General features: G+C 59.7%; 23 protein-coding genes and 2 pseudogenes. 11 read left to right on the forward strand and 14 right to left on the reverse strand.

The features are described from left to right. The first annotated feature begins 37 nt into the window (after positions 1-37). The 10 genes from AC07VR_RS21630 to AC07VR_RS21675 all read left to right on the forward strand — a co-directional run bounded on the left by AC07VR_RS21630 (position 38) and on the right by AC07VR_RS21675 (position 7,238). A complete protein-coding gene (locus tag AC07VR_RS21630) occupies positions 38-700 on the forward strand; it encodes a riboflavin synthase (protein WP_495012478.1) in 663 nt (220 codons plus the stop codon). Between the two features lie 16 nt (positions 701-716). Beyond that, the gene (gene ribBA / locus AC07VR_RS21635) at positions 717-1,808 is read left to right on the forward strand and encodes a bifunctional 3,4-dihydroxy-2-butanone-4-phosphate synthase/GTP cyclohydrolase II (RefSeq protein WP_494994993.1); all 1,092 of its coding nucleotides are present in this window, start codon (positions 717-719) and stop codon (positions 1,806-1,808) included. 90 nt (positions 1,809-1,898) lie between these two features. Further along, positions 1,899-2,375: a 6,7-dimethyl-8-ribityllumazine synthase gene (gene ribH, locus AC07VR_RS21640; RefSeq protein ID WP_028944446.1), complete on the forward strand. Its 477-nt coding sequence runs from the start codon at positions 1,899-1,901 to the stop codon at positions 2,373-2,375. Next, complete coding sequence (gene nusB, locus AC07VR_RS21645; protein WP_489073749.1) at positions 2,372-2,872, forward strand: transcription antitermination factor NusB; 501 nt, start codon at positions 2,372-2,374, stop codon at positions 2,870-2,872. Before ribH ends, nusB begins: the two co-directional genes overlap by 4 nt. Before the next feature lie 175 nt (positions 2,873-3,047). After that, the gene (gene thiL / locus AC07VR_RS21650; RefSeq protein WP_494994994.1) at positions 3,048-4,013 is read left to right on the forward strand and encodes a thiamine-phosphate kinase; all 966 of its coding nucleotides are present in this window, start codon (positions 3,048-3,050) and stop codon (positions 4,011-4,013) included. Continuing rightward, positions 4,010-4,513 carry a phosphatidylglycerophosphatase A family protein gene (locus tag AC07VR_RS21655; protein ID WP_494994995.1) on the forward strand — a complete coding sequence of 168 codons (504 nt, stop codon included), beginning with the start codon at positions 4,010-4,012 and terminating at the stop codon, positions 4,511-4,513. The genes thiL and AC07VR_RS21655 overlap by 4 nt, the downstream gene beginning before the upstream one ends. 10 nt (positions 4,514-4,523) lie before the next feature. Next, positions 4,524-5,261 (forward strand): substrate-binding periplasmic protein, encoded by a 738-nt coding sequence (locus AC07VR_RS21660; protein ID WP_495012479.1) that lies wholly within the window; start codon positions 4,524-4,526, stop codon positions 5,259-5,261. A 146-nt stretch (positions 5,262-5,407) separates the two neighbouring features. Further along, positions 5,408-6,025, forward strand: coding sequence for a GTP cyclohydrolase II (gene ribA / locus AC07VR_RS21665; RefSeq protein WP_494994997.1), 618 nt, complete (start codon positions 5,408-5,410; stop codon positions 6,023-6,025). Continuing rightward, entirely contained in the window at positions 6,022-6,441 is a 420-nt protein-coding gene (locus tag AC07VR_RS21670) for an MFS transporter (protein WP_494994998.1), read from the forward strand. Before ribA ends, AC07VR_RS21670 begins: the two co-directional genes overlap by 4 nt. Beyond that, positions 6,441-7,238, forward strand: coding sequence for a cobalamin-binding protein (locus AC07VR_RS21675; RefSeq protein ID WP_494994999.1), 798 nt, complete (start codon positions 6,441-6,443; stop codon positions 7,236-7,238). The genes AC07VR_RS21670 and AC07VR_RS21675 overlap by 1 nt, the downstream gene beginning before the upstream one ends. Before the next feature lie 38 nt (positions 7,239-7,276). Here the strand turns inward: AC07VR_RS21675 and AC07VR_RS21680 are convergent, their stop codons facing one another. The 5 genes and pseudogenes from AC07VR_RS21680 to AC07VR_RS21700 all read right to left on the reverse strand — a co-directional run. Continuing rightward, positions 7,277-9,160, reverse strand: coding sequence for a TonB-dependent receptor domain-containing protein (locus AC07VR_RS21680; RefSeq protein WP_495012480.1), 1,884 nt, complete (start codon positions 9,158-9,160; stop codon positions 7,277-7,279). Positions 9,161-9,330: 170 nt separating this feature from the next. After that, positions 9,331-11,229 carry a 1-deoxy-D-xylulose-5-phosphate synthase gene (gene dxs / locus AC07VR_RS21685; RefSeq protein WP_495012481.1) on the reverse strand — a complete coding sequence of 633 codons (1,899 nt, stop codon included), beginning with the start codon at positions 11,227-11,229 and terminating at the stop codon, positions 9,331-9,333. A 111-nt stretch (positions 11,230-11,340) separates the two neighbouring features. Next, positions 11,341-12,228 (reverse strand): (2E,6E)-farnesyl diphosphate synthase, encoded by an 888-nt coding sequence (gene ispA, locus AC07VR_RS21690; RefSeq protein ID WP_494995002.1) that lies wholly within the window; start codon positions 12,226-12,228, stop codon positions 11,341-11,343. After that, positions 12,225-12,467 carry an exodeoxyribonuclease VII small subunit gene (locus tag AC07VR_RS21695; protein WP_419116615.1) on the reverse strand — a complete coding sequence of 81 codons (243 nt, stop codon included), beginning with the start codon at positions 12,465-12,467 and terminating at the stop codon, positions 12,225-12,227. The genes ispA and AC07VR_RS21695 overlap by 4 nt, the downstream gene beginning before the upstream one ends. Positions 12,468-12,552: 85 nt before the next feature. Then, a pseudogene (locus AC07VR_RS21700) lies at positions 12,553-12,870 on the reverse strand (DUF4172 domain-containing protein); the annotation flags it as partial. A gap of 231 nt (positions 12,871-13,101) precedes the next feature. On the opposite strand from AC07VR_RS21700, the pseudogene AC07VR_RS21705 reads away from it, so the two are divergent. After that, positions 13,102-13,472, forward strand: a pseudogene (locus tag AC07VR_RS21705) (MFS transporter); the annotation flags it as partial. 317 nt (positions 13,473-13,789) lie between these two features. Here the strand turns inward: AC07VR_RS21705 and AC07VR_RS21710 are convergent. The 9 genes from AC07VR_RS21710 to exaC form a co-directional block, all read right to left on the reverse strand. Beyond that, positions 13,790-14,536 carry a S24 family peptidase gene (locus AC07VR_RS21710; RefSeq protein WP_495012482.1) on the reverse strand — a complete coding sequence of 249 codons (747 nt, stop codon included), beginning with the start codon at positions 14,534-14,536 and terminating at the stop codon, positions 13,790-13,792. Between the two features lie 226 nt (positions 14,537-14,762). Then, positions 14,763-15,290 (reverse strand): inorganic diphosphatase, encoded by a 528-nt coding sequence (ppa, locus tag AC07VR_RS21715; protein WP_123423475.1) that lies wholly within the window; start codon positions 15,288-15,290, stop codon positions 14,763-14,765. 111 nt (positions 15,291-15,401) lie between these two features. Continuing rightward, positions 15,402-16,214: a M90 family metallopeptidase gene (locus AC07VR_RS21720; RefSeq protein WP_494995004.1), complete on the reverse strand. Its 813-nt coding sequence runs from the start codon at positions 16,212-16,214 to the stop codon at positions 15,402-15,404. Between the two features lie 6 nt (positions 16,215-16,220). Further along, positions 16,221-16,877: a DedA family protein gene (locus AC07VR_RS21725; RefSeq protein ID WP_494995005.1), complete on the reverse strand. Its 657-nt coding sequence runs from the start codon at positions 16,875-16,877 to the stop codon at positions 16,221-16,223. A 366-nt stretch (positions 16,878-17,243) separates the two neighbouring features. Beyond that, positions 17,244-17,702, reverse strand: coding sequence for a GNAT family N-acetyltransferase (locus AC07VR_RS21730; RefSeq protein ID WP_495012483.1), 459 nt, complete (start codon positions 17,700-17,702; stop codon positions 17,244-17,246). Positions 17,703-17,809: 107 nt separating this feature from the next. Then, positions 17,810-18,631, reverse strand: coding sequence for an ethanolamine ammonia-lyase subunit EutC (gene eutC / locus AC07VR_RS21735; protein ID WP_494995083.1), 822 nt, complete (start codon positions 18,629-18,631; stop codon positions 17,810-17,812). An 11-nt stretch (positions 18,632-18,642) separates the two neighbouring features. Next, positions 18,643-20,037 (reverse strand): ethanolamine ammonia-lyase subunit EutB, encoded by a 1,395-nt coding sequence (locus AC07VR_RS21740; protein ID WP_494995007.1) that lies wholly within the window; start codon positions 20,035-20,037, stop codon positions 18,643-18,645. A gap of 164 nt (positions 20,038-20,201) precedes the next feature. Beyond that, positions 20,202-21,572, reverse strand: coding sequence for an ethanolamine permease (gene eat, locus AC07VR_RS21745; protein ID WP_494995008.1), 1,371 nt, complete (start codon positions 21,570-21,572; stop codon positions 20,202-20,204). A 247-nt stretch (positions 21,573-21,819) separates the two neighbouring features. Further along, positions 21,820-23,340, reverse strand: a complete 1,521-nt coding sequence (gene exaC / locus AC07VR_RS21750) for an acetaldehyde dehydrogenase ExaC (RefSeq protein WP_494995009.1) — start codon at positions 23,338-23,340, stop codon at positions 21,820-21,822. Positions 23,341-23,350 lie beyond the last annotated feature (10 nt).

Here is a 23,350-nt window from a genome sequence, read left to right on the forward strand (position 1 = left end):
TTCGCTAAGCGTCGGCCCTGTTCTCGAGGAGGACTCCATGTTTACCGGCATCATCGAATCCATCGGCAGTATCCGCGCGTTGACCCCAAAAGGCGGCGATGTGCGGGTTTATGTAGAGACTGGCAAGCTTGATCTGGCTGACGTCAAACTCGGCGACAGCATCGCGGTCAACGGCGTTTGCCTGACTGCGGTGGAGCTTTCGGGCGACGGTTTCTGGGCGGACGTCAGCCGCGAAACCCTCGACTGCACGGCGTTCAACGAGCTGAAAAGCGGCAGCCGGGTCAACCTGGAAAAGGCCCTGACTCCGACCACTCGTTTGGGCGGGCATCTGGTCAGCGGTCACGTCGACGGTGTCGGCGAAGTGATTGCCCGGGAAGAAAATGCCCGGGCCATCCAGTTCCGCATCCGTGCGCCAAAAGATCTGGCCAGGTACATCGCCCACAAAGGCTCGATCACCGTCGACGGCACCAGCCTGACGGTGAACGCGGTCAATGGTGCCGAATTCGAACTGACCATTGTCCCGCACACGCTGGCTGAAACCATCATGGCCGACTACCGGCCGGGTCGGCAGGTCAACCTTGAAGTCGACTTGCTGGCACGTTATCTGGAACGCCTGTTGCTCGGCGACAAGGCTGCAGAGCCTAGCGCTGGCAACATTACCGAAAGCTTTCTGGCCGCCAACGGCTATCTCAAATCCTGACTCAAGGGGGTGCCGCGTGGCGCTCAATAGCATCGAAGAACTGGTCGAAGACATCCGCCTAGGCAAGATGGTCATCCTGATGGATGACGAAGATCGCGAGAATGAAGGCGACCTGATCATGGCCGCCGAGTGCTGCCTGCCTGAGCACATCAACTTCATGGCCAAGCATGCCCGCGGCCTGATCTGCATGCCGATGAGCCGCGAGCGCTGCGAACTGCTCAAACTGCCGTTGATGGCGCCGCGCAACGGTTCCGGTTTTGGCACCAAGTTCACCGTCTCGATTGAAGCTGCTGAAGGCGTCACCACCGGTATTTCCGCTGCTGACCGTGCGCGCACCGTTCAAGCCGCCGCCGCCAAAGACGCCAAGGCCGAAGATATCGTCAGTCCGGGTCACATCTTCCCGCTGATGGCCCAGGCTGGCGGTACGCTGGCACGCGCCGGCCACACCGAAGCCGCCTGCGATCTGGCACGGATGGCCGGTTTTGAGCCGAGCGGAGTGATCTGCGAAGTGATGAACGACGACGGCACCATGTCCCGTCGTGCCGAGCTGGAAGCTTTTGCTGTCGAACACAACATCAAGATCGGTACCATCGCCGACCTGATTCACTACCGGATGATCCACGAACGTACCGTTCAGCGGATTGCCGAGCAGCCATTGGACAGCGAACTGGGCCAGTTCAATCTGGTGACCTATCGTGATTCGGTGGAGGGCGATGTGCACATGGCGCTGACCCTGGGCACCATTTGCGCAGAAGAACCGACCCTGGTTCGCGTCCATAACATGGACCCGCTGCGCGACCTGCTGATGGTCAAGCAACCTGGCCGCTGGAGCCTGCGCGCGGCCATGGCCGCGGTGGCCGAGGCGGGCAGCGGTGTGGTGCTGTTGCTCGGTCACCCGCTCGATGGTGATGTATTGCTGGCGCACATCCGCGAAACCGCCGACCACACTGCGGTGAAGAAACCGACCACCTACAGTATCGTCGGTGCCGGTTCGCAGATCCTGCGTGACCTCGGTGTGCGCAAAATGCGCCTGATGAGTGCGCCGATGAAATTTAATGCGATATCCGGTTTCGATCTGGAAGTTGTAGAATACGTGCCCTCCGAATAAAGACCGGCTGTTCCGGCCTTTGATTCGCGGTTCAAATATCACTAAAGAGCGCGTACCGAACGCGCTCTGGCTCTTTAAGAGATTTGTCGAATGACCCTGAAGACCATCGAAGGTACCTTCATCGCCCCCAAAGGCCGCTATGCCCTGGTGGTCGGCCGCTTCAACAGCTTCGTCGTCGAAAGCCTGGTGAGCGGTGCTGTTGATGCCCTGGTTCGCCATGGCGTGAGCGAAAGCGACATCACCATCATCCGTGCTCCTGGCGCATTCGAAATTCCGCTGGTTGCGCAGAAAGTCGCTCAACAAAGCGAGTACGCGGCGATCATCGCCCTGGGCGCGGTCATTCGTGGCGGCACTCCGCACTTCGAATACGTGGCTGGCGAATGCACCAAGGGCCTGGCCCAGGTGTCCATGGAGTTCGGCGTGCCGGTTGCCTTTGGCGTGCTGACCGTCGACTCGATCGAGCAAGCCATTGAGCGTTCCGGCACCAAAGCCGGCAACAAAGGTGCCGAAGCTGCCTTGTCCGCTCTGGAAATGGTCAGCCTGCTGGCGCAGTTGGAGGCCAAGTGATTAGCGACGAAAGCGATCGTTTCAACCCGCGCGATCCGAAACCTGCGGACGCTGGCAAGCCATCCAAGAGCGTCAAGCGTCGCGAAGCCCGTCAGCTCGCGACTCAGGCGCTGTACCAATGGCACATGGCCAAAACTTCGCTGAACGAGATCGAAGCGCAGTTCCGGGTCGATAACGATTTCAGTGATGTCGATGCCGCCTACTTCCACGACATCCTGCATGGCGTGCCGGCGCACAAGACCGAGATCGATTCTGCCCTCGCTCCGTGCCTGGACATCACTATCGATGAGCTCGATCCGGTTGAACTGGCGGTCCTGCGCCTGTCCACCTGGGAGCTGCTCAAGCGCGTCGACGTTCCGTACCGCGTTGTGATCAACGAAGGGATCGAACTGGCCAAGGTCTACGGTTCCACCGACGGTCACAAGTTCGTCAACGGCGTACTCGACAAGCTGGCCCCGCGTCTGCGTGAAGCTGAAGTGAAGGCGTTCAAGCGCTGATTCGCGCTTGCAGTGTCCTGTCTTGCCAATACGTTCCTTTTTGGCGCGAGGCTGTTGTTGCCAGACAAGGCGCCGCGACAAGTCATAGCCCGCTATGGCGAGGAGCGACAACGCAGTATGGCGACAGCAGACGCCGCCCAAAAGGAACAGTATTGGTGAGACAGGACACAACGCCATGGGCGAGTTTGAGCTGATCCGTCATTACTTCGCTGCCGCGCCTTGTGCGCAGGGCGGCGTTGGCGTTGCTTTGGGGATCGGCGATGATTGCGCCTTGCTGACTGTTCCCGCTGGGGAACAGTTGGCTATCTCCACCGACACCCTGGTTGCCGGTGTCCATTTCGCAGACCCCTGCGACCCTTTTCTGCTCGGTCAGCGTTCGCTGGCGGTGGCGGTCAGTGACCTGGCAGCCATGGGCGCAACACCCCTCGCATTTACCCTTGCCCTGACCTTGCCGACGGATGCTGCCGATTGGCTGCAAGCCTTTGCCCGTGGTTTGAACGCCATGGCGCAAAGCTGCGGTGTGCGTCTGGTGGGCGGCGACACAACGCGCGGTCCGCTGTGCCTGACCATGACCGTGTTCGGCCGTGTGCCAACGGGTTTGGCCCTGACCCGCAGTGGTGCGCAACCGGGTGATCTGCTGTGTGTTGGCGGCGAACTGGGTAACGCGGCGGGCGCTTTACCGCTGGTGCTGGGCCAGCGCACTGCGGAACCTGCGATCGCCGAGCCGTTGCTGGCGCACTACTGGTCGCCACAACCGCAGTTGGCGTTGGGTCAGGCATTGCGTGGCAAGGCGACCTCGGCGCTGGATATCTCGGACGGTCTGTTGGCCGATTGCGGGCATATTGCCGCTGCTTCAGCTGTCAGTTTGCTGATCGAAAGCGAAAAGCTGCCGCTGTCCAAGGCGCTGCTGGCGTTTCTCGGCGAGAATGACGCCCGGGCGGCAGCCCTCAGCGGTGGTGACGATTACGTGCTGGCCTTTACCTTGCCGCCCGCCGAGCTGTCGCAGTTGTTGGCGGACGGCTGGCCGGTGCATGTGGTCGGTCGCGTCGTGGTCGGGCAGGGCGTCACGCTTTTGGCTGCAGACGGACAAGACATCACCCCGGACACCCGGGGTTATCAACATTTTCGGGAGACCCCGTGACAGATCATCCCAAGCAGGTCCCGGCAGAGTCTGTGCCGCCTTCGGTCTGGCGTAATCCCTGGCATTTCCTGGCGTTCGGCTTCGGTTCGGGCACCCTGCCAAAAGCGCCCGGCACCTGGGGCTCGTTGGTTGCGCTACCCTTTATCCCGCTGTGGCAGATGTTGCCCGGCTGGGGTTACTGGCTGATGCTCGGCATCACCACGCTGTTTGGCTTTTGGCTGTGCGGCAAGGTGGCGGACGATCTGCGGGTACACGACCACGAAGGCATCGTCTGGGACGAAATGGTCGGGATGTGGATAACCCTGTGGCTGGTGCCGCAAGGTTGGTACTGGTTATTGGCGGGCTTCCTGATATTCCGCTTCTTCGACATTCTCAAGCCATGGCCGATCAGCTGGATCGACCGGCATGTGCACGGGGGCGTCGGGATCATGCTCGACGACGTTCTGGCGGGTGTGTTTGCCTGGTTGGCCATGCGAGGGCTGGTATGGTATTTCGCCTGAGGGACCAAGGATGAGTGGTCGCTGGCTGTTGATACTGCTTTGCGTATTGTCGTGCGCTGCGGTACGGGCGAGTGAATTGCCCACGATTCCCGCCCAGATTCGTCTGGCCAGTGAAGAATGGAGCGACTACACCGCCGCCGACGGCCATGGTCTGGCCTGGGATGTGCTGCGGGCAGTCTTCGAGCCGGCTGCCGTTACGCTGCAGATCCGCACGGTGCCTTACACACGCTCGGTCGGACTGGTGCAGCGCGGTGAGGTGGATGCCTGGGTCGGCTCTTACCGAGATGAAGTCGGTGGCGTGCTCTATCCCCGTTGGCACTACGACTATGACCATATTTACGCACTGGGTCTGGCCAGCAGCCCGGCGCCAACCGTGGCCACGCTGGGGAGCTCTCGCCTGCTCTGGGTACGGGGTTACCAGTATCAAAAATACTTTCCCAACATCCATAACTTCAATGAGGTCCAGCGTCGTAACGGGGTTTTGCCGATGCTGTTGCACGACCGTGCCGATTACTACATCGATGCGTTGACCGAGGTTGATTTCGTGCTCGGTGGGGCGCAGAACCCAGCGCAGTTCCGGCGAACGCATCTGGCCGAACTACCGGTTTTTCTGGGATTCGCCAACAACCCTCGGGGGCGGGCGCTGCTGGCGCTGTTCGATCAGCGCATGGGGTCGTTGGTGAAAAGTGGTCAGTTGCGACCGATCTTCGAACGCTGGAAACAACCTTACCCGTTCGAAAAAATGTAGCAGCTGGTGTTTGCTTGGCTTTACGGGGTAGAGATCAAACTTCTTGATCTTTATGGCCGATAATTCAGCCTAAGCGTCGGCAGGAACCTGCTGTTACAATGCCGCCTCTGCGAATCTCCAGTCCTCATACAGATCAGGAGCACACGGTGCCCGTCGTTTTCGTCGCTGCTTCCAAGCTGCCAACCCCTTTTGCGCAATTCACCATGCATGGCTTTCTCGATGAGGCCACTGGTCGCGAGCACGTTGTGCTCAGTCTGGGTGAGGTCGCCGATGGCTCACCGGTACTCGGCCGGTTGCACTCCGAATGCCTGACCGGCGATGCCTTGTTCAGCCAGCGTTGCGACTGCGGCTCGCAACTCGAGGCCGCCTTGCAGGCGATCGCCCGTGAAGGCCGCGGTGTGTTGCTGTATTTGCGTCAGGAAGGTCGTGGCATTGGCTTGCTGAACAAGATCCGCGCTTATGAGTTGCAGGACGGCGGCGCCGACACTGTTGAAGCCAACGAGCGTCTGGGCTTTGCTGCAGACCAGCGCGACTATGCCATCTGCCTGCCAATGCTTGAGCATCTGGGTGTGAAATCCTTGCGCCTGATGACCAACAACCCGCGCAAGGTCAAAGCACTGACCGAGATGGGCATCGTGGTCGCCGAGCGCGTCCCGCTGCACACTGGCCACAACCCGCACAACAAACTCTACCTGGCCACCAAAGCCAGCAAGCTCGACCACATGATGGGCAACGAGCACCAGGGCGAGGCTGATCGGGCGTGACCCGCGGTCAAGTACGGCGGCGATTGGCCGTCAACTGGTGGCAGTACCTGGCGCTGGCCTTGCTGCCGCTGTTGGTGATCAATGCGGTGTTCGGTCAGACCGAGGCTGTGTTACCGGTTCTGGCAATGCCGTTCTTTATCGCGGGCATGGCGTCGATGTTCGTCAGTCTGCGTTTCTTCGGTGGCTATAAACACGCCTTGATCGCCACCCAGAAAGCCCTCGATACGCCTGAAGAGCCTGCTGCCTGGATTGCTTTGGCTGCCAAACGCCGTGCAGCGTTCCTGGCCGCCGGGCTACCGGCCTGGGTCGGTGCGCTGGCGGTGTTTGTCGGCCTCGAAGCCGTGCCGTTGATTCTGCTGGCGCTGTCCACGACGGTACTGTTCTACCTCTACCGTATTCCGCGCCAGCTCGGTTGATGCGTAGGTGGCTGGCGGTTCTGCTGCTGGCCATCGGTGGCTCGGCGGCTGCCGTGGAGCGGGTGGTCAGCCTCGCACCGTCTCTCTCTGAAATTGTCGTTGAGCTGGGTTCTGCCGATCTGCTGGTCGGCGTGCTCGATGCCGGTGAGCGTCCGTCTGAGTTGAGCGCCGTGCCCTCGGTCGGGCGTTATGGTCAATTGGACATGGAGCGTCTGCTCAGTCTCAAGCCTGATTTGCTGTTGCTCTGGCCCGGCAGTGTCGGCCCGACGCAGCGTGAGCAACTCAAGCGCTTGAATATCCCCACCTACGTTGCCGATCCCCACAACCTTGAACAGCTCATCACGCAGATAGACGCGATTGCCGGGCAACTCGGTCGGCCAGAGAGTGGCCGAACGCTGGCCGCAGACTTGCGCAGACAACTGGCGAATCTGCGCCAGCGCTATCGACGGGACGAGCCGTTGCAGGTGTTCTATCAGGTCTGGGATCAGCCGCTGTACACCGTTGGTGGCGGGCAGATCATCAGCGATGCGCTGGGAGTCTGCGGTGCACACAATGTGTTTTCCAACCTGAATTTACCGGCGCCGCAGGTCAATCTGGAGTCAGTATTGCAGCGCAATCCCGAGGTTATCCTGGCCGGTAGCCAGGCGCAGCTCGATGCCTGGAAAGCCTGGCCGCAGGTGAGGGCGGTGGCGCATGGGCAATTGCTGCTGGTGACGGATAAAGGGCTGGAACGGCCGAGTGGGCAGATGATTGCGGCTACGGCCAGGTTGTGTGAATTGATAGCGCCAGATCGCTGAGACCGAGGTGTATTCATCGCGGGCAACAAAACTTTTGGCTAGATCTGCGGTGTCCAGGTCACGCCAAACATCCATGCCCGACCTTCTTCCCTATAACCATAGTTATTCCCGTCAAAGCTGTAGAGCGCACGGCTGTATGCCTTGTCCAGCAGGTTGTCGACCTTGAGCTCCAGCTGGATCTGGCGATTCAGAGCCCAACTGCTGCGCAAACCGAATAAGGCATAACCGCCTAACGGATCCTGGTTGTCCTCGTCGTCGTAGCTGCTGCTCACTGCTTGCCAGCTTGCTCCAAGGCTGAACCGATCGAATTGCCGATCCAGGTCCAGGCTCAAGGTGCGTCGGGCGCGGCGGCTCAGGGTGTGGCCGCTGTCGCGGTCTCGCGGGTCGATGATCGCCAGCCCGAGGTTGCTCAGCCAGCCGAGCAGCTCTTGTTTGAGCGCGGCTTCGAAGCCATTGATCCGTGCCGAAGCGACGTTTTCCGGGCGAGAGTTTTTGCCGAAGATGATCGCGTCTTCAAGATCGGTTCGGTAGAGCGAGGCTTCCAGGCGGCGGGTCTCGCTCAACTGGCTGCGCCATTGTAGCTCGTAGCTTTTCGAGGTCTCTGGTTTGAGGTTCGGGTTGCTGAAATCGGGGTAGTACAGGTCGTTGAGCGTCGGCGCGCGGAAGCCTTCGCTGTAGGTCAGCAGCACATCGTTGTCCGGGTTCAGCGGTAGGGTGAAGGTGCCGCTCCAGCTGTTCTGGCCGCCAAACTGCTGGTTCTGGTCGCGGCGCAGGCCCAGTTCAGTGGAGAAGCTTTCAGCCTGGAAACGGTGCTGAATAAAGGCTGCACGGTTCCAGCGGCTGTCTTCGTCGAATGCGGTGCTGCTGTTGATCCGGTCTTCGTACCAGTCTGCGCCGAGGATCAGGCTGTTGCTGTCGTCGAGCGTCAGGTCATTCTGCCAGTTGAGCGAATCGCGATAGGTGTTGAACACGCTGCGCTCGTCACTGAGTTTGTCAAAGGTCTTCTCGCGGTTTTCGCTGTGGCCCAGTTCCAGCCGAGATTCCCACAGATCATTGATGCGCGCATCAACATAACTGCTGACGCTGTTCACTGTGAAATCGCTGTAAGGCTGTTGGCTGACAGTCTGGAGTGTATTCGTGTCGAAGCGGCCAAACGGGCTGTCAAACTCGCTTTTGCCACGGTTATCCAGCAGGTTCAGGCCCACTTCGAAGTCATCGCTTAAGGAATGGCCAAGGCTCAAACTCAGGGAGTTGTTGCGATACTCGTCGTGGTCGCCGTCGCTGGGGAAGGACTCATGGGTGCGATTGATCCCGGCGGTTTCATCGAGGCTGGCACCGAGGTTGAAGCGGGTTTGTTCATCGCCGCCGGACAACCCCAGGCCGCGCTCCCAGGTCCGGTTGCTGCCAAATCCCAGGTGCAGACGCGGCTGCAGGCCCTGTTCGGCACCGCGCCGGGTGAAAATCTGAATCACCCCGCCAATGGCGTCGCTGCCGTAGATCACCGAGCGTGAACCGCGCAGGACTTCCACGCGCTCGATCTGATCGATATTCAGGTGTTGCAGATTGCTGTCACCGGAGGTCGAGCTGCCGATGCGCTGGCCGTCCACCAGCACCAGACTCTGCGCCGACTTGGTGCCGCGGATGTATATCCCCGGCAGGCTGCCACGTCCGCCTGCTTGCGCGACCTGCACGCCCGGCACACGGCTGAGCAGGTCAGTGACGCTGCTCGGTTGCAAACGGTCGATGTCTTCGCGGGTAAATACGGTATTGGCGGCGCTGCTGTCGTTGCGGGCTTCGACCTGGCGATTGGCGCTGATCAGCACGTCCGGCAGTTTCAGGGCTTGTTCACGTTCGAAGGTCTCAGCCAAAAGCTGTCCGGCAGGCCAAAGGGTCAACGTCAAGGCGAGGCGGGGGAGGTTCATGGGCAATCCATTGGCGTTTTGAAACGGATACAAATTCGAGGGGGGACGAAAAACCAATGTGGGAGCGAGCTTGCTCGCGATAGCGTTGTGTCAGTCGACGTTTATGTCGACTGTCAGTCCGCTATCGCGAGCAAGCTCGCTCCCACAGGGTTCTGCATGATTCCAGAGGTTTAGAGGCCCAGCAGCTGCAAGCGCTGACGTACGGATTCTTCGATACCCGCTTCGTCCAGGCCACACTCGGCGAGCATTTGCGCAGGTTTTGCATGCTCGACGTAAGCGTCCGGCAAGCCCAGATGCAGCATGGACTTGAGGATATTCTCTTGGGCGAGAAATTCGCTGACCGCACCACCGGCGCCGCCCATGATCGCGTTTTCTTCGATGGTCACCAGCAGCTTGTGAGTGTTGGCAATTTCCCGAACCAAGGCTTCGTCCAATGGCTTGACGAAACGCATGTCGACTACCGTCGCATCGAGTTTTTCCGCGACTTTCAGTGCTGCGGCCAGTTGCACACCGAACACCAGCAGAGCGACGTTGCTGCCCTGACGGCGGATCACGCCTTTGCCAATCTCAATCGGTTCGAGGTTTTTCTCGATGGGCGCATTCGGGCCGGTGCCGCGCGGGTAACGCACAGCGGCCGGGCCGTTGTAGAGGTGTCCGGTGCTGAGCATTTTGCGCAGTTCGTTCTCGTCGCTCGGGGTCATCACCAGCATGCCGGGGATGCAGCGCAGGAACGACAGGTCGAAACTGCCGGCGTGGGTCGGACCGTCTTCGCCGACCAGGCCCGCGCGGTCGATGGCGAACAGTACGTCGAGGTTTTGTACCGCAACATCATGCACCAGCTGGTCGTAACCGCGTTGCAGGAAGGTCGAATAGATCGCCACCACTGGTTTTGCGCCTTCGCAGGCCATACCGGCAGCGAAGGTCACGGCGTGCTGCTCGGCAATCGCCACGTCGAAATAGCGCAGCGGGAAACGCTCGCTGAAGGCCACCAGGTCGGAGCCTTCCTTCATCGCCGGCGTGATCCCGACCAGGCGCGGATCGGCGGCGGCCATGTCACACAGCCACTCACCGAACACGCTGGAATACTTCGGCCCGCCGGCTTTCTTCGGCGCAGCGGCCGGGGCATCCAGGGGGTCGAGTTTGGTGATGGCGTGATAGCCGATCGGGTCGACTTCCGCCGGGGCGAAGCCTTTGCCTTTCTTGGTGACTACGTGCAGGAACTGCGGGCCCTTGAGGTCACGCATGTTGCGCAGGGTAGCGATCAGCGTCGGCAGGTCGTGTCCGTCGATCGGGCCGATGTAGTTCCAGCCCAGCTCTTCGAAGAGTGTGCCGGGAACCAACATGCCTTTTGCGTATTCTTCGGTACGACGGGCAATCTCCCAGGCGCCGGGCAGACGCGAGAGCACTTTCTTGCTGCCTTCACGCATGCTTGCGTAAGTACGGCTGGAAAGGATCTTCGCCAGATAATTCGACAGCCCGCCAACGTTGCGCGAGATCGACATGTCGTTGTCGTTGAGGATCACCAGCATGTTGGCGTCAACTTCCGGCGCGTGGTTCAGCGCCTCGAAAGCCATGCCCGCGGTCAATGCGCCGTCGCCGATGACTGCGATAGCCTTGCGTTCGCTGTTTTGCAAACGGGCGGCAATCGCCATGCCCAGCGCTGCACTGATCGAGGTGCTGGAGTGACCGACGCCAAAGGTGTCGTACTCGCTCTCGGAACGGCGCGGGAAGGCCGCGATGCCGTCCTTCTGGCGCAGGGTGCTCATGCGCTCGCGACGGCCGGTGAGGATCTTGTGCGGATAAGCCTGATGGCCCACGTCCCACACCAGCCGGTCGTCCGGGGTGTCGAAGACATAGTGCAGCGCAACGGTCAGCTCGATGACGCCAAGGCCGGCACCGAAATGTCCGCCCGTCTGGCCGACCGTATAGAGCAGCTCCTGGCGCAACTCATCGGCCAGGGTTTCGAGCTCGGCTTCACCTAACCGGCGCAGGCCGGCCGGCGTATCGGCACGGTCGAGCAGGGGCGTGGTTGGGCGTTTGCGGGGAATCTCATGAAACGTCGTGGGCATCAGGCGAATCGTTATAGGTATAGAAAGAGGCGGCAGTTTACCTTATGCATCGCAAGCTGCCCACGCAGAGCTTGGAAGTTGGCCAATATGCAGTCAAACAACGCGGCCGATTCAGCTGCGCCGCTCGACTATATAGCGCGCCAGGTCCCGCAACGGCTCGGCCGCCGCGTCAAACGGTCGCAGGGCGTGCAAGGCTTGATCGCGAAGTTCCAGGGCATAGGCTTTGGCCGCTTCAAGGCCGAGCAGGGCCGGATAAGTCGGTTTGTCCCGGGCGATATCGGCGCCCTGGCGTTTGCCAAGTGTCGCGGTATCGCTTTCGACGTCGAGGATGTCGTCCTGCACCTGAAACGCCAAACCGATGGCCTGTGCGTACGTCTGCAAGGATTTCAGTTCGGCTTTTTCGGCACGGCCACTGGCCAATGCGCCCAGCTTGACGCTGGCTTCGATCAGCGCACCGGTCTTGTGCCGATGCATGTATTCCAGCGCCGCTTGATCGAGCTTGAGTCCGACCGAACCGAGGTCGATGGCCTGGCCGCCGACCATGCCCGCCGGGCCTGCCGCCAATGCCAGGGTGCTGACCATGCTCAAACGGGTTTCGGCATCCGAGGCGCTCAGGCGCGGGTCGAGCAACGCACTGAACGCCAGGCTTTGCAGGCCGTCACCGGCAAGAATCGCACAGGCTTCATCGAATGCTTTGTGAGTAGTGGGCTGGCCGCGACGCAGATCGTCATCGTCCATTGCCGGTAAATCGTCATGTACCAGCGAATACGCGTGAATCAATTCCACCGCACAGGCCGCGCCGTTGGCTTGCTCGGGCGCACCGCCAAGGGCTTCGCAGGCTGCGTAAGCAAGCAGCGGGCGTACACGTTTGCCGCCGTTCATCACGCTGTAGCGCATGGCTGCGTAAAGACGCGACAGCTCGGGGCCTGGAGCGACGAACAGGATTTCCAGCGCAGCATTGACGCGGGCCTGGCTGCTGGCCTGATACGCGGCAATCATTCTGGCTGTTCCGCGTCGAAGGGTTCCTCGGTCAGCTCCCCGTCGCGTTCGAGCAACACCTGAACCTTCTGCTCAGCCTGGGCCAGAGCAGCCTGGCAATCGCGGGTCAGGCCGATGCCTTGTTCGAAGGCAGTCAACGAGTCTTCCAGCGACAGCTCGCCGTTCTCCAGACGCTCGACCAGTGTTTGCAGGTCAGCGAGGGATTGTTCGAAATCTAAGGCAGCTTTTTTGCGGGCCATGGCGGCTATCCCGGTTGACGTTAAACCGGCGCGACACTAGCAGACATAGGGGGTTGGGGCAAATCTGAGGGGTGACCCCGCCGGGTCAGGTTTCAGTGTCTCCCGAGTAATTGACCTGATATCGGGTGCTGCGACCACCGCCGGGCAGACGAACCAGGCAGCCTTTGTCCAAAAGATCGGTCAGATGACGGGTGGCAGTGGCTTTGGAGACCTTTGCTACCGCTTGGTACTGGGCCGCGCTGATGCCTTCCTCAAAACCGTTCTCATCACCATCGAGCAGGCGATTGAGTACTTTGACTTGTTCTGAAGACAGGATCTGCTGTCGATGCAGCTGCCAGAAACGAGCCTTGCCAAGCACCCGACCGATACGAGCCATCGCCTGTTGAAGGCTTTTCAATAGTGAGCCGAATAGAGGGCTTATTCGGCTCATTTTGTGAGCCGTTTGTGTTGGGGGTTTAGCTCAGGGTCTAGTGTTTTGCTGCAACGCTACTCATTGAATTCCGAGGGGCGCGAACCAAAGTGCCTCGTCGGCCAACTTGGGCAGCAGGCTGCGTAATCGATGGCATTGGAGAAATTGCCAGGCAACGGCTGTTCAGATGAGTTATTCACAAATAAATCCCCTTTTCCCCTGCTTGGCGATGCGGCGTTCCAGATCCCCTTGGGCTGGCTCTCGGACAAATCTGGCGTGCGGCGTACTTTCGCTGATCATCGGGGTGTGCCTGCCGTGGCTGATGAACTACCCACTTCTGCTCTGGCCTGGTGGTTCTCGGGGCGATCGCCGGTGGGGTCTATACCCTGGCGATCATCCTGATTGGACAGGGTTTCAAGGGCGCAGACCTGGTGACGGCCAATGCCAGCGCAGGTTTTTTGTGGGGCGTGGGCAGCTTGCTCGGGCCTTTGATCAGCGGCGCGGCGATGTCTACCAGTACTCATGGTCTGCCGTTGGCGCTATCGGCTGCGGCGGCGCTGTTCAGGAGGGAGGTTCAGGTCAAAGTGCTTGACTGACAGAATGCTGCTTTTGGAATTGGGGGGCACGCCTGGGTGGCGAAAAACGTAAGACATTAAAAAGCCGGCTTGTGGCCGGCTTCTCGGGGACTGGCTTGGCTTATTTTTGGTAAGCCGCGCCAGCCTTCAAAACGTACATCCAGATCTGGCGTCTGGCTGTGGGACTTGGCGAGAAAATTATCTGCCGCGTCGGGGCGATCTGGCCGTTGGAAACGGTCGATGCGCAAATGTGGGGCGCAGCATACTGATTTTTTTGAAGAATTCCCAGTCCAAAGGGCGATCCAGGGTGATCGCGTACTCGGTTACCGGGCCAGGAGCTATTTGAAAGGTACCGGTGGGCGGCGTTTGTGGAGTGTCGACCACCAGAATACCCAGCCCAGTATCTGAATGTTTTGCGCCTCAATCTGCTCGGCGCTGAATATTTCGTCAGGGTATTCGGCGCTGTTGTGGCTGCGCAGGCGCAAGGCCCCGGCGGGGAGGCGGTGGACGTATCTCAGCCGGAGCATGCCGTCGTGTTCGAGGGCGTAGATCTCGCCATCCACTATATGGGTCAGGCCTCGGTCGATGGCGAGGATGGAGCCGTCCTGGATCTTTTCCGCCATGCTGTTGCCGATCATCGGTGCGCAGATGGCTTGGGCGGGATCAACGTCCAGGATTTCCAGGTGACGTCGCGGCAAGCGCACGCTCTGCCCGGGTATTTCAATGACCTGTGTTTCGCTGGAACCTGGAGCGGTGGACGCTTCTTTATAAAACGGGATTTCTACGTCTGCCAACTGCGCATTCACACTATAGGTGCAGTGAGTTTCCGCTGATTCAAAAGTGTTGCTTGAGGTATCGGCAAGTTGCAGGCGATTGGGGTATTTCGGACCTTCGCCGGTTCGCAGCCATTTGCTGTTGACGGATAACAACGCCGCAATCTCATCCATTCGGTAAGACGGTACTCCGCGGTTGTACCAGTTGTTCACGTGCTGCGGCTCTACGTTGCAGAACGCAGCAAATTCCGAGGATTTGATGTTCACCTCTTTAAGGAGCGCTTTAAAGCGAGAGCCGCATGTCGTTTTCATGGGTACGGAGTTTACGGATGAGCGCCACGTGTTCAAATAAACAAGTAGTTCAATTTGTGAGGGTAAAAATTGCTGAATGCAGGATGTTTTTAGCGTTGTTTAAACCTTATTAAACAGGTCTGTCTATTTGTTAAGCCGTTCGCTTGATTTGTGTTTGTCCAGACATGAAAAACCCCGGATAACCGGGGTTTTTTGAAACCGTCAGTGGCGATCAGCCAATGCCGTCTCAGCCTTTATAGGCAGCAACCGACTTCATGATCGCGGCGCGGGCGGCGTCTGCGCCGTCCCAGCCTTCGATCTTCACCCATTTGCCTTTTTCGAGATCCTTGTAGTTCGCGAAGAAGTGCTCGATCTGCTGAATCAGCAGCGGTGGCAGGTCGGTGTATTCCTTCACGTCCACGTACAGCTGGGACAGCTTGTCGTGTGGAACGGCGATGACTTTGGCATCGCCGCCGCCGTCGTCGGTCATGTTCAGGATGCCGACTGGACGCGCACGGATCACCGAGCCTGGAGCAACCGGGTAAGGGGTTACCACCAGCACGTCGAGGGGATCACCGTCGTCCGCCAGGGTGTTCGGGATGTAACCGTAGTTGGCCGGGTAGAACATTGGGGTGGCCATGAAACGGTCAACGAACAGGCAATCGCTGTCTTTGTCGATTTCGTATTTGATCGGCGCGTGGTTGGCCGGAATCTCGATCGCGACGTAGATGTCGTTCGGCAGGTCTTTGCCAGCCGGAATCTTGCTGTAGCTCATTGGGCGGTGCCCCCGTAAGTGGCCAAATGACTTGGCCGGATTGACCAAAAAGTGGCGGCGATTATAGGCATATTCCGCAATCAACGCCACGTACCAGAGGTCGCGTAGACCTTAGTCGTATGTCTGGTAAGCCGGATGTGTGGCTTGCAGTTGCTTGAGCCTGGCCAACGGGTCCTGACGGTAAAACAGCTGCAGTTGCTGATAGACCTGTGGGTAAGCCTGGTGCAGCAAATCCGGGGCGCTGAAGAAGTATTCGCTGGTGACGGCGAAAAATTCGGCCGGATTTTCCGCTGCATATGGGTCGATGACGGAGTCGGCGTGCGGGTGGCGATCCAGTTGGCGATTGAGGTCGTCGTAGGCGTGTTGCATCACCTTCGCCCAGTCACTGACGCGCATGTCGCTGTGCAGCGGCGGCAGGCCGTTGGCGTCGCCGTTGAGCATGTCGAGTTTGTGCGCCAGTTCGTGGATCACCAGATTGTAGCCTTCCCAGCCACCACTGGCCATCACGCCCGGCCAGGCCAGAATGATCGGCCCCTGTTGCCAGGCTTCACCGCTGTGCTCGCCGTCCCACTCATGGACGACGCCACTGGCATCGCGATGACGCTGCGGGCTGAGGAAGTCGTCGGGGTAAAGCACGATTTCGTGAAAACCCTGATACCAATTCAGATCGCCCAGATGCAGCAGCGGTAATTGCGCCTGTGCGGCGAGCAGCAGGCGTTGCTCTTGGTGAAGTTCAACACCCGACAACGTGGTCAGGTGCTTGTCTTGCAGGAACAACACGCTGGACTCGCGCAGCCATTGGTCTTCGGCGTCGCTCAAACCATCGAGAAAGCTCAGGTGCTGACGCACCCGCTGCCACATTTCAGGGGCAACGGGATGTTTGGCCAATGTGCGCCGCCGGCGCCAGGCGCTGAGCGACCACATGGACGTTCAGCGTGATTCGGCTTTTGAGGTCGAACGGTTGAGGCGGTTGCGTACGACACTGATGATCATCGGCAGCAGTGACAGCAAGATAATTGCGACGACCAGCAGCGAAAGGTTCTTCTTGATGAATGGCACGTTGCCGAAGAAATAGCCCAGGGTGACCAGCCCGCCGACCCACAGAATGGTGCCGGCAACGCTGAAAGAGACGAACCGCGAGTAAGGCATTTTGGCGACGCCGGCGACGAACGGAGCGAAGGTCCGAATGATCGGAAGAAAGCGCGCCAGAGTCACGGTCTTGCCGCCGTGCTTATCGTAGAAGTCGTGGGTTTGCTGCAGATAGTCGCGGCGGAAGATTTTCGAGTTCGGGTTGCTGAACAAGCGTTCGCCGGCTGTTCGACCAATCACGTAATTGGTGCTGTCACCGAGGATCGCCGCCAGCATCAGCAGTCCGCCCAGCAGCACCGGGTCCATACCGCCACCAGCGGCTACGGCACCGGCGATGAACAGCAGCGAATCGCCCGGCAGAAACGGTGTGACCACCAGACCGGTTTCGCAGAAGATCACCATAAACAGGATGGCGTATATCCATGACCCGTAGTTGGTTACCAGCAAATCGAGATAGACATCGAGATGCAGAATCAGGTCGAGCGGGTTGAAATCCATGGATGGCACCTGTGGTGATGGCCCGACTCAGCAGGCCTGTGCGAGGCTTTGGGCAATGAGACTACAGGAAGGTGTAGTTTTTCTTACGGCCCGGGAAGGTCGGCATTATACGATTTCAGATGTGAATTGCGTGTTGAGTTTGTAGCGGGGAATGTCGAGGAGGCAACACGGACTTCCGTGCATTTGACTATTTACCGTGGCGAGGGGCCTGCCGCCGCCAGTCGGTCCGCGCTCGGGCAAAGCAGTCGTAAAACCGGAACACAGGTTCTGACCGAGCGAACTCATTGCCTGACTTCAGGACCGCTTCGCGGACGAGCGCGCCCCGGTCCAGCGGGAGCAAGCTCTCATCGCCACAGGGCTTGCGTTTCAATCTTCGCTGATGGGCAGTATGTAGCTCTTGAACTCGGTGTCTTCGCGAAAACCGATGGATTCGTAGGTTTTCTGCGCCACTTCGTTGTTGCTGCTGGTGGAGACCCGCATGCGTACGGCATGGGTTTCCTTGGCCATTTTTTTTGCGGTGCGGATCAGGTTATCGGCCACCAGTTGTCGGCGGGCGTCTTCGGCGACATAAATGTCGTTGAGGATCCACACACGTTTTAGCGAGAGGGAAGAGAAGCTCGGATACAACTGACAGAAACCCAGCAACTTGCTGTTGTCTTCATCGGACAGGGCCAGGTAGATCACCGATTCCTTGCGCCGCAGACGTTTTTCGAGAAAGGCACGGGAGGAGTCGGGAAACGGTAGCGAGCCATAGAACTCGCGATATTTGACGAACAGTGGGGTCAGCAGGTCCAGATGTTCCAGGGTCGCTTGAGTAATCCGCATGATAAGCCTCAACTTCAAGTGGGTAGACGGCAAACAGGGCATTACTCGGGCAGCCGTGGTTCGATGCTGCCTAAGGCCTGTAAAAAGCGTAGTCAGGATGCCGTCAATTACACCTGTTTTGGAAGTAGGAAGTTGCCATTTGAGTGTACGGCTGCGTCCGAATCCAATGTATGAACTTGTGCTTCGTCCTTTAAATTAACCCCCGACAGCTGCCGGCGACAGGCCTCACGCATCAAATACAGCAAGCGATGGGTGGCCATTCCATAACTTAACCCTTCCAGCCGGACATTGGAGATGCAATTTCGGTAGGCGTCAGTCAGGCCGATCTTGGGATTATAGGTGAAGTACAGACCGAGACTGTCCGGCGAGCTGAGGCCCGGGCGTTCACCGATCAGAATGACCACCATTTTTGCACCCAGCAGTTCACCGATTTCATCGGCCACCGCGACCCGCCCCTGTTCCACCAGCATCACGGGAGACAACGACCAACCCTCGGCCAGGGCCTGCTCCTCCAAGCGCGCCAGAAACGGCAGGGTATGCCGATGCACGGCCAGCGCCGAGAGGCCATCAGCCACTACCACGGCCAGATCCACGCCACCGGGGTGTTCCACCGCATAATCTTGCAGCTTTTGTGCCGACTCGTTGCTCAGTCGTCGGCCGAGGTCGGGACGTTGCAGATAGCTGTTGCGATCGGTGGCGGCACTGTGGAGCAACAAGCTGTCGCGCCCACGTTCGGCCAGTTGCGTGCTGAGCCCGGCATGATCGAAGGGCAGATGCACCGCATCGCGGGCCTGGGCGTGGGCGTACTGGAAGTCCAGTTGCGCACCGGTCGGCAGGCTGGTGCCGGTGCGGCCGAGGGCGATCCGTGCCGGGGTCAGGCGACGCAGTTCCAGCCACGGATTCTGGCTATCGGTAGGCGGTTTATCCATCACTCGATCACTCATCCCAGTTGCGCCATAGCCTGGCGGAAGGCTGGCGGCAGGCTGTTGCCGAAATGCACCTTGCCATCAGCCTGAGTAAAGATGCCCATGTGCGCCAGCCATCGCTCGAATTCCGGTGCCGGCTTCAGGCCCAGGGTCTGCCGGGCATAGAGCGCGTCGTGGAACGAGGTGGTCTGGTAGTTGAGCATGATGTCGTCGGAGCCGGGGATACCCATGATGAAGTTGATCCCGGCCACGCCGAGCAAGGTCAGCAGGGTGTCCATATCGTCCTGGTCGGCTTCGGCATGGTTGGTGTAGCAGATGTCGCAACCCATTGGCACGCCCAGCAGCTTGCCGCAGAAGTGATCTTCCAGCCCAGCGCGGATGATCTGCTTACCGTTATAGAGGTATTCCGGGCCGATGAAGCCGACCACGGTGTTCACCAGAAACGGTTTGAAATGCCGTGCCACGGCATAGGCGCGGGTTTCGCAGGTTTGCTGGTCGATACCATGGTGGGCGTTGGCTGATAGGGCGCTGCCCTGGCCGGTCTCGAAATACATCAGGTTCTGTCCCAGCGTCCCGCGGTTCAGGCTCAAACCGGCGTCGTAGCCTTCCTGCAAGACATTCAGATTGATCCCGAAACTGGCGTTGGCCGCTTCGGTGCCGGCAATCGACTGGAACACCAGATCCAGCGGCACGCCACGGTTGATCGCCTCGATGGAGGTGGTGACGTGGGTCAGCACGCAGGCCTGGGTGGGGATTTCGTAACGCTGAATGATCGCGTCGAGCATTTCCAGCATGGTGCAGATCGAGGCGATGCTGTCGGTGGCCGGGTTGATGCCGATCATTGCGTCACCGTTACCGTAGAGCAGGCCGTCGAGGATGCTTGCGGCGATCCCGGCCGGCGCGTCGGTCGGGTGGTTGGGTTGCAGGCGGGTGGACAGGCGCCCGCGCAGGCCCATGGTGCCGCGAAATTGGGTCACGACGCGGATCTTCTGCGCCACCAGCACCAGATCCTGCACGCGCATGATCTTCGATACGGCGGCGGCCATTTCCGGGGTCAGGCCCGGCGCCAGGGCGCGCAGGCTGTGTTCGTCGGCCGCGTCGCTGAGCAGCCAATCGCGAAAGCCGCCGACGGTGAGGTGGCTGACCACGGCAAAAGCTGCGCTATTGTGGCTGTCGATGATCAGTCGGGTGACTTCATCGCTTTCATAAGGGATCAGCACTTCTTCGAGAAAATGCTTGAGCGGGATGTCAGCAAGGGCCATCTGCGCAGCGACCCGTTCGCCATCGTTGAGGGCGGCGACGCCGGCCAGAAAGTCCCCGGAGCGCGCCGGGCTGGCCTTGGCCATGACTTCTTTGAGGCTGTCGAAGCGGTAGGTCTGGGCGCCGACGGTATGGGCAAATGCGGCCATGGGCGGTGTCCTCCTGATTTCTGTGAAGTGTTCTCTGTAGGAGCGAGCTTGCTCGCGATTGCGGCCTGTCAGTCAACATTGATGTTGAATGTGACGGCCTCATCGCGAGCAAGCTCGCTCCTACATAGGGCATGCGCCGGGGATCCGCCCGGCGCAGGTGCATCTTAGATTCCTGTCAGCATGGCGTCAGCCGGGGCGTCGGAACGTTGTTTGGCGGTCAGCTGGAAGTAAATGAAGCCTGCCGCCATGAAACCCAGGAAGATCAAACCGATCAGCGTGTTGAACCAGGCCATCGCCACCAGACACACCACCGCCAGGAACAGCGCGATCGCCGGGACCACCGGATAGCCCGGCGCACGGAAAGTACGCTCCAGCAGCGGCTCGGTTTTACGCAGTTTGAACAGGCTGAGCATACTGATGATGTACATCACGATGGCGCCGAACACCGACATGGTGATCATCGCCGCAGTCAGGGTCATGCCTTGCAGGTTGACCAGGCCATCACTGTAGATCGCCGCGATGCCGATCACGCCGCCAGCCAGAATCGCCCGGTGGGGGGTTTGGAAGCGGTTGAGCTTAGCCAGCCCTGCGGGCAAGTAACCGGCACGGGCCAGAGCGAAGAATTGCCGCGAGTAGCCGAGGATGATGCCATGGAAACTCGCCACCAGACCGAACAGACCGATCCACACCAACATGTGCATCCAGCTGGAGTTGTTGCCGACCACGGCTTTCATTGCTTGCGGCAGCGGGTCGTTGATGTTCGACAGTTGGCGCCAATCGCCCACGCCGCCGGCCATCACCATTACGCCAATCGCCAGGAACACCAGGGTCAGAATGCCGCTGACGTAGGCCCGTGGAATGGTGCGTTTCGGGTCCTTGGCTTCTTCGGCGGCCATGGCCGCGCCTTCGATGGCCAGGAAGAACCAGATGGCGAAGGGGATCGCGGCAAAGATGCCGGGGATCGAGGCAGCACTGAATTCGCTGGAACCGGACCAGCCATTAAGCACGAAGTTGCTGAAGCTGAAGCCCGGCGCGACTACGCCCATGAACACCAGTAACTCGGCCACCGCCAGAACGGTCACCACCAGTTCGAAGGTCGCGGCAATGCTGACGCCAAGGATGTTCAGGCCCATGAACACGAAGTAGGCGCCGACCGCGGCTACTTTCGGGTCCAGATCCGGGTATTGCACGTTCAAGTAGGCGCCGATGGCCATGGCGATAGCCGGTGGCGCAAAGACGAACTCGATCAGCGTGGCGATCCCGGCGATCAATCCGCCTTTTTCGCCAAACGCCCGACGGCTATAGGCAAACGGTCCGCCAGCATGGGGAATGGCGGTGGTCAATTCGGTGAAGCTGAAGATGAAGCAGGTGTACATCGTCGCCACCATTAACGCGGTGACGAGAAAGCCCAGTGTGCCGGCCGTACCCCAGCCGTAGCTCCAGCCGAAGTACTCGCCGGAAATCACCAGACCAACGGCAATGCCCCATAAATGCAGGGTGCCGAGTGTGGGTTTGAGCTGTGTGGTAGAAGTCATAAGTCCTCTCTGTATTTTTATTGTTGATCTGTTGGACTTTCAGTAGCGGTTGTTTGAGTCAGGGGACGCTGTTCACGCAGCGGTTTATCTGTAGAACAGGCACGCAATGCCCGTGCCAGAGCGGCAGGGCGATGTTCGTTGTGTCAATGGAGGCGCCATCGCTGGCAAGCCAGGCTCCTACTGATACGACCTGATCCTGTAGGAGCGAGGCTTGCCCGCGATAGCCGTTACGCGAAGTCGCGCCAGGTTAGAAGAAGCCCAGCGGATTGATGTCGTAGCTCACCAGCAGGTTTTTGGTCTGTTGGTAGTGGTCGAGCATCATTTTGTGGGTTTCACGACCGACACCGGATTTTTTGTAGCCGCCGAACGCGGCGTGAGCCGGGTACAGGTGGTAGCAGTTGGTCCAGACGCGACCGGCTTTGATCGCCCGGCCCATGCGGTACGCGCGGTTGATGTCGCGAGTCCAGAGGCCGGCGCCAAGGCCGAACTCGGTGTCATTGGCAATCGCCAGGGCTTCGGCTTCGTCCTTGAAGGTGGTGATGCTCACCACCGGGCCAAAGATTTCTTCCTGGAACACGCGCATTTTGTTGGTGCCCTTGAGCAGGGTCGGCTGGATGTAGTAACCGCTGGCCAGATTGCCTTCGAGTTTTTCCACCTTGCCGCCGGTCAGCAGCTGGGCGCCTTCGCCCTTGGCGATTTCCAGATAGGACAGGATCTTGTCGAATTGCTGTTCGGACGCTTGAGCGCCGACCATGGTGTCGGTGTCCAGTGGGTCGCCGCGCTTGATCTGTTCGACCTTTTTCATCACTACTTTCATGAAGTCGTCGTAGATCGACTCTTGCACCAGTGCCCGAGATGGGCAGGTGCAGACTTCGCCCTGGTTGAAGAACGCCAGCACCAGGCCTTCGGCCGCTTTCTCGATGAAGGTTGGTTCGGCTTGCATGATGTCGGCGAAGAAGATGTTCGGCGACTTGCCGCCCAGTTCAACAGTCGACGGAATGATGTTTTCGGCCGCGCATTTCATGATGTGCGAGCCGACCGGGGTGGAGCCTGTGAAGGCGATCTTGGCGATGCGTTTGCTGGTGGCCAGCGCTTCGCCCGCTTCTTTGCCGAAACCTTGCACCACGTTGAGCACGCCCGGTGGTAGCAAATCGCCGATCAGCTCCATCAGCACGGTAATGCCCAGCGGGGTTTGCTCGGCAGGTTTGAGCACCACGCAGTTACCGGCAGCCAGGGCCGGGGCGAGTTTCCAGGCGGCCATCAGGATCGGGAAGTTCCACGGGATGATCTGCCCGACCACGCCCAGTGGTTCATGAATGTGATATGCCACGGTGTTGCCATCGATCTCCGCGGCGCTGCCTTCCTGAGCCCGCAGGCAACCGGCGAAGTAACGGAAGTGGTCAGCGGCCAGCGGGATGTCGGCGTTCAGGGTTTCGCGCACGGCTTTGCCGTTGTCCCAGGTTTCGGTGACGGCCAGCAGTTCGAGGTTCTGTTCGATACGGTCGGCAATTTTCAGCAGGACCAGCGAACGGGCCTGAGCCGAAGTACTGCCCCAGGCCGCAGCGGCAGCGTGGGCGGCGTCCAGCGCTTTGTCGATATCTTCGGCGGTGGAGCGCGGGAATTCTGCGATAGGTTGGCCGTTTACCGGCGAGGTATTGGTGAAGTATTGACCTTTGACAGGCGCGACGAATTCGCCACCGATGTAATTACCGTATTTGCTTTTGAACGAAACGATAGCGCCTTCAGTACCGGGGTGAGCGTAACGCATGATGGGTATC

It is taken from the genome of Pseudomonas sp. GW821-FHT02H09 (assembly GCF_059421425.1).

Coding starts and splice junctions, on each gene's coding strand:
- AC07VR_RS21630 (WP_495012478.1), top strand. CDS start 38: ATGTTTACCGGCATCATCGAATCCATCGGCAGTATCCGCGCGTTGACC.
- ribH (WP_028944446.1), top strand. CDS start 1,899: ATGACCCTGAAGACCATCGAAGGTACCTTCATCGCCCCCAAAGGCCGC.
- thiL (WP_494994994.1), top strand. CDS start 3,048: ATGGGCGAGTTTGAGCTGATCCGTCATTACTTCGCTGCCGCGCCTTGT.
- AC07VR_RS21660 (WP_495012479.1), top strand. CDS start 4,524: ATGAGTGGTCGCTGGCTGTTGATACTGCTTTGCGTATTGTCGTGCGCT.
- AC07VR_RS21675 (WP_494994999.1), top strand. CDS start 6,441: ATGCGTAGGTGGCTGGCGGTTCTGCTGCTGGCCATCGGTGGCTCGGCG.
- AC07VR_RS21680 (WP_495012480.1), bottom strand. CDS start 9,160: ATGAACCTCCCCCGCCTCGCCTTGACGTTGACCCTTTGGCCTGCCGGA.
- dxs (WP_495012481.1), bottom strand. CDS start 11,229: ATGCCCACGACGTTTCATGAGATTCCCCGCAAACGCCCAACCACGCCC.
- ispA (WP_494995002.1), bottom strand. CDS start 12,228: ATGATTGCCGCGTATCAGGCCAGCAGCCAGGCCCGCGTCAATGCTGCG.
- AC07VR_RS21695 (WP_419116615.1), bottom strand. CDS start 12,467: ATGGCCCGCAAAAAAGCTGCCTTAGATTTCGAACAATCCCTCGCTGAC.
- AC07VR_RS21710 (WP_495012482.1), bottom strand. CDS start 14,536: ATGAAAACGACATGCGGCTCTCGCTTTAAAGCGCTCCTTAAAGAGGTG.
- ppa (WP_123423475.1), bottom strand. CDS start 15,290: ATGAGCTACAGCAAGATTCCGGCTGGCAAAGACCTGCCGAACGACATC.
- AC07VR_RS21720 (WP_494995004.1), bottom strand. CDS start 16,214: ATGTGGTCGCTCAGCGCCTGGCGCCGGCGGCGCACATTGGCCAAACAT.
- AC07VR_RS21725 (WP_494995005.1), bottom strand. CDS start 16,877: ATGGATTTCAACCCGCTCGACCTGATTCTGCATCTCGATGTCTATCTC.
- AC07VR_RS21730 (WP_495012483.1), bottom strand. CDS start 17,702: ATGCGGATTACTCAAGCGACCCTGGAACATCTGGACCTGCTGACCCCA.
- eutC (WP_494995083.1), bottom strand. CDS start 18,631: ATGGATAAACCGCCTACCGATAGCCAGAATCCGTGGCTGGAACTGCGT.
- AC07VR_RS21740 (WP_494995007.1), bottom strand. CDS start 20,037: ATGGCCGCATTTGCCCATACCGTCGGCGCCCAGACCTACCGCTTCGAC.
- eat (WP_494995008.1), bottom strand. CDS start 21,572: ATGACTTCTACCACACAGCTCAAACCCACACTCGGCACCCTGCATTTA.
- exaC (WP_494995009.1), bottom strand. CDS start 23,340: ATGCGTTACGCTCACCCCGGTACTGAAGGCGCTATCGTTTCGTTCAAA.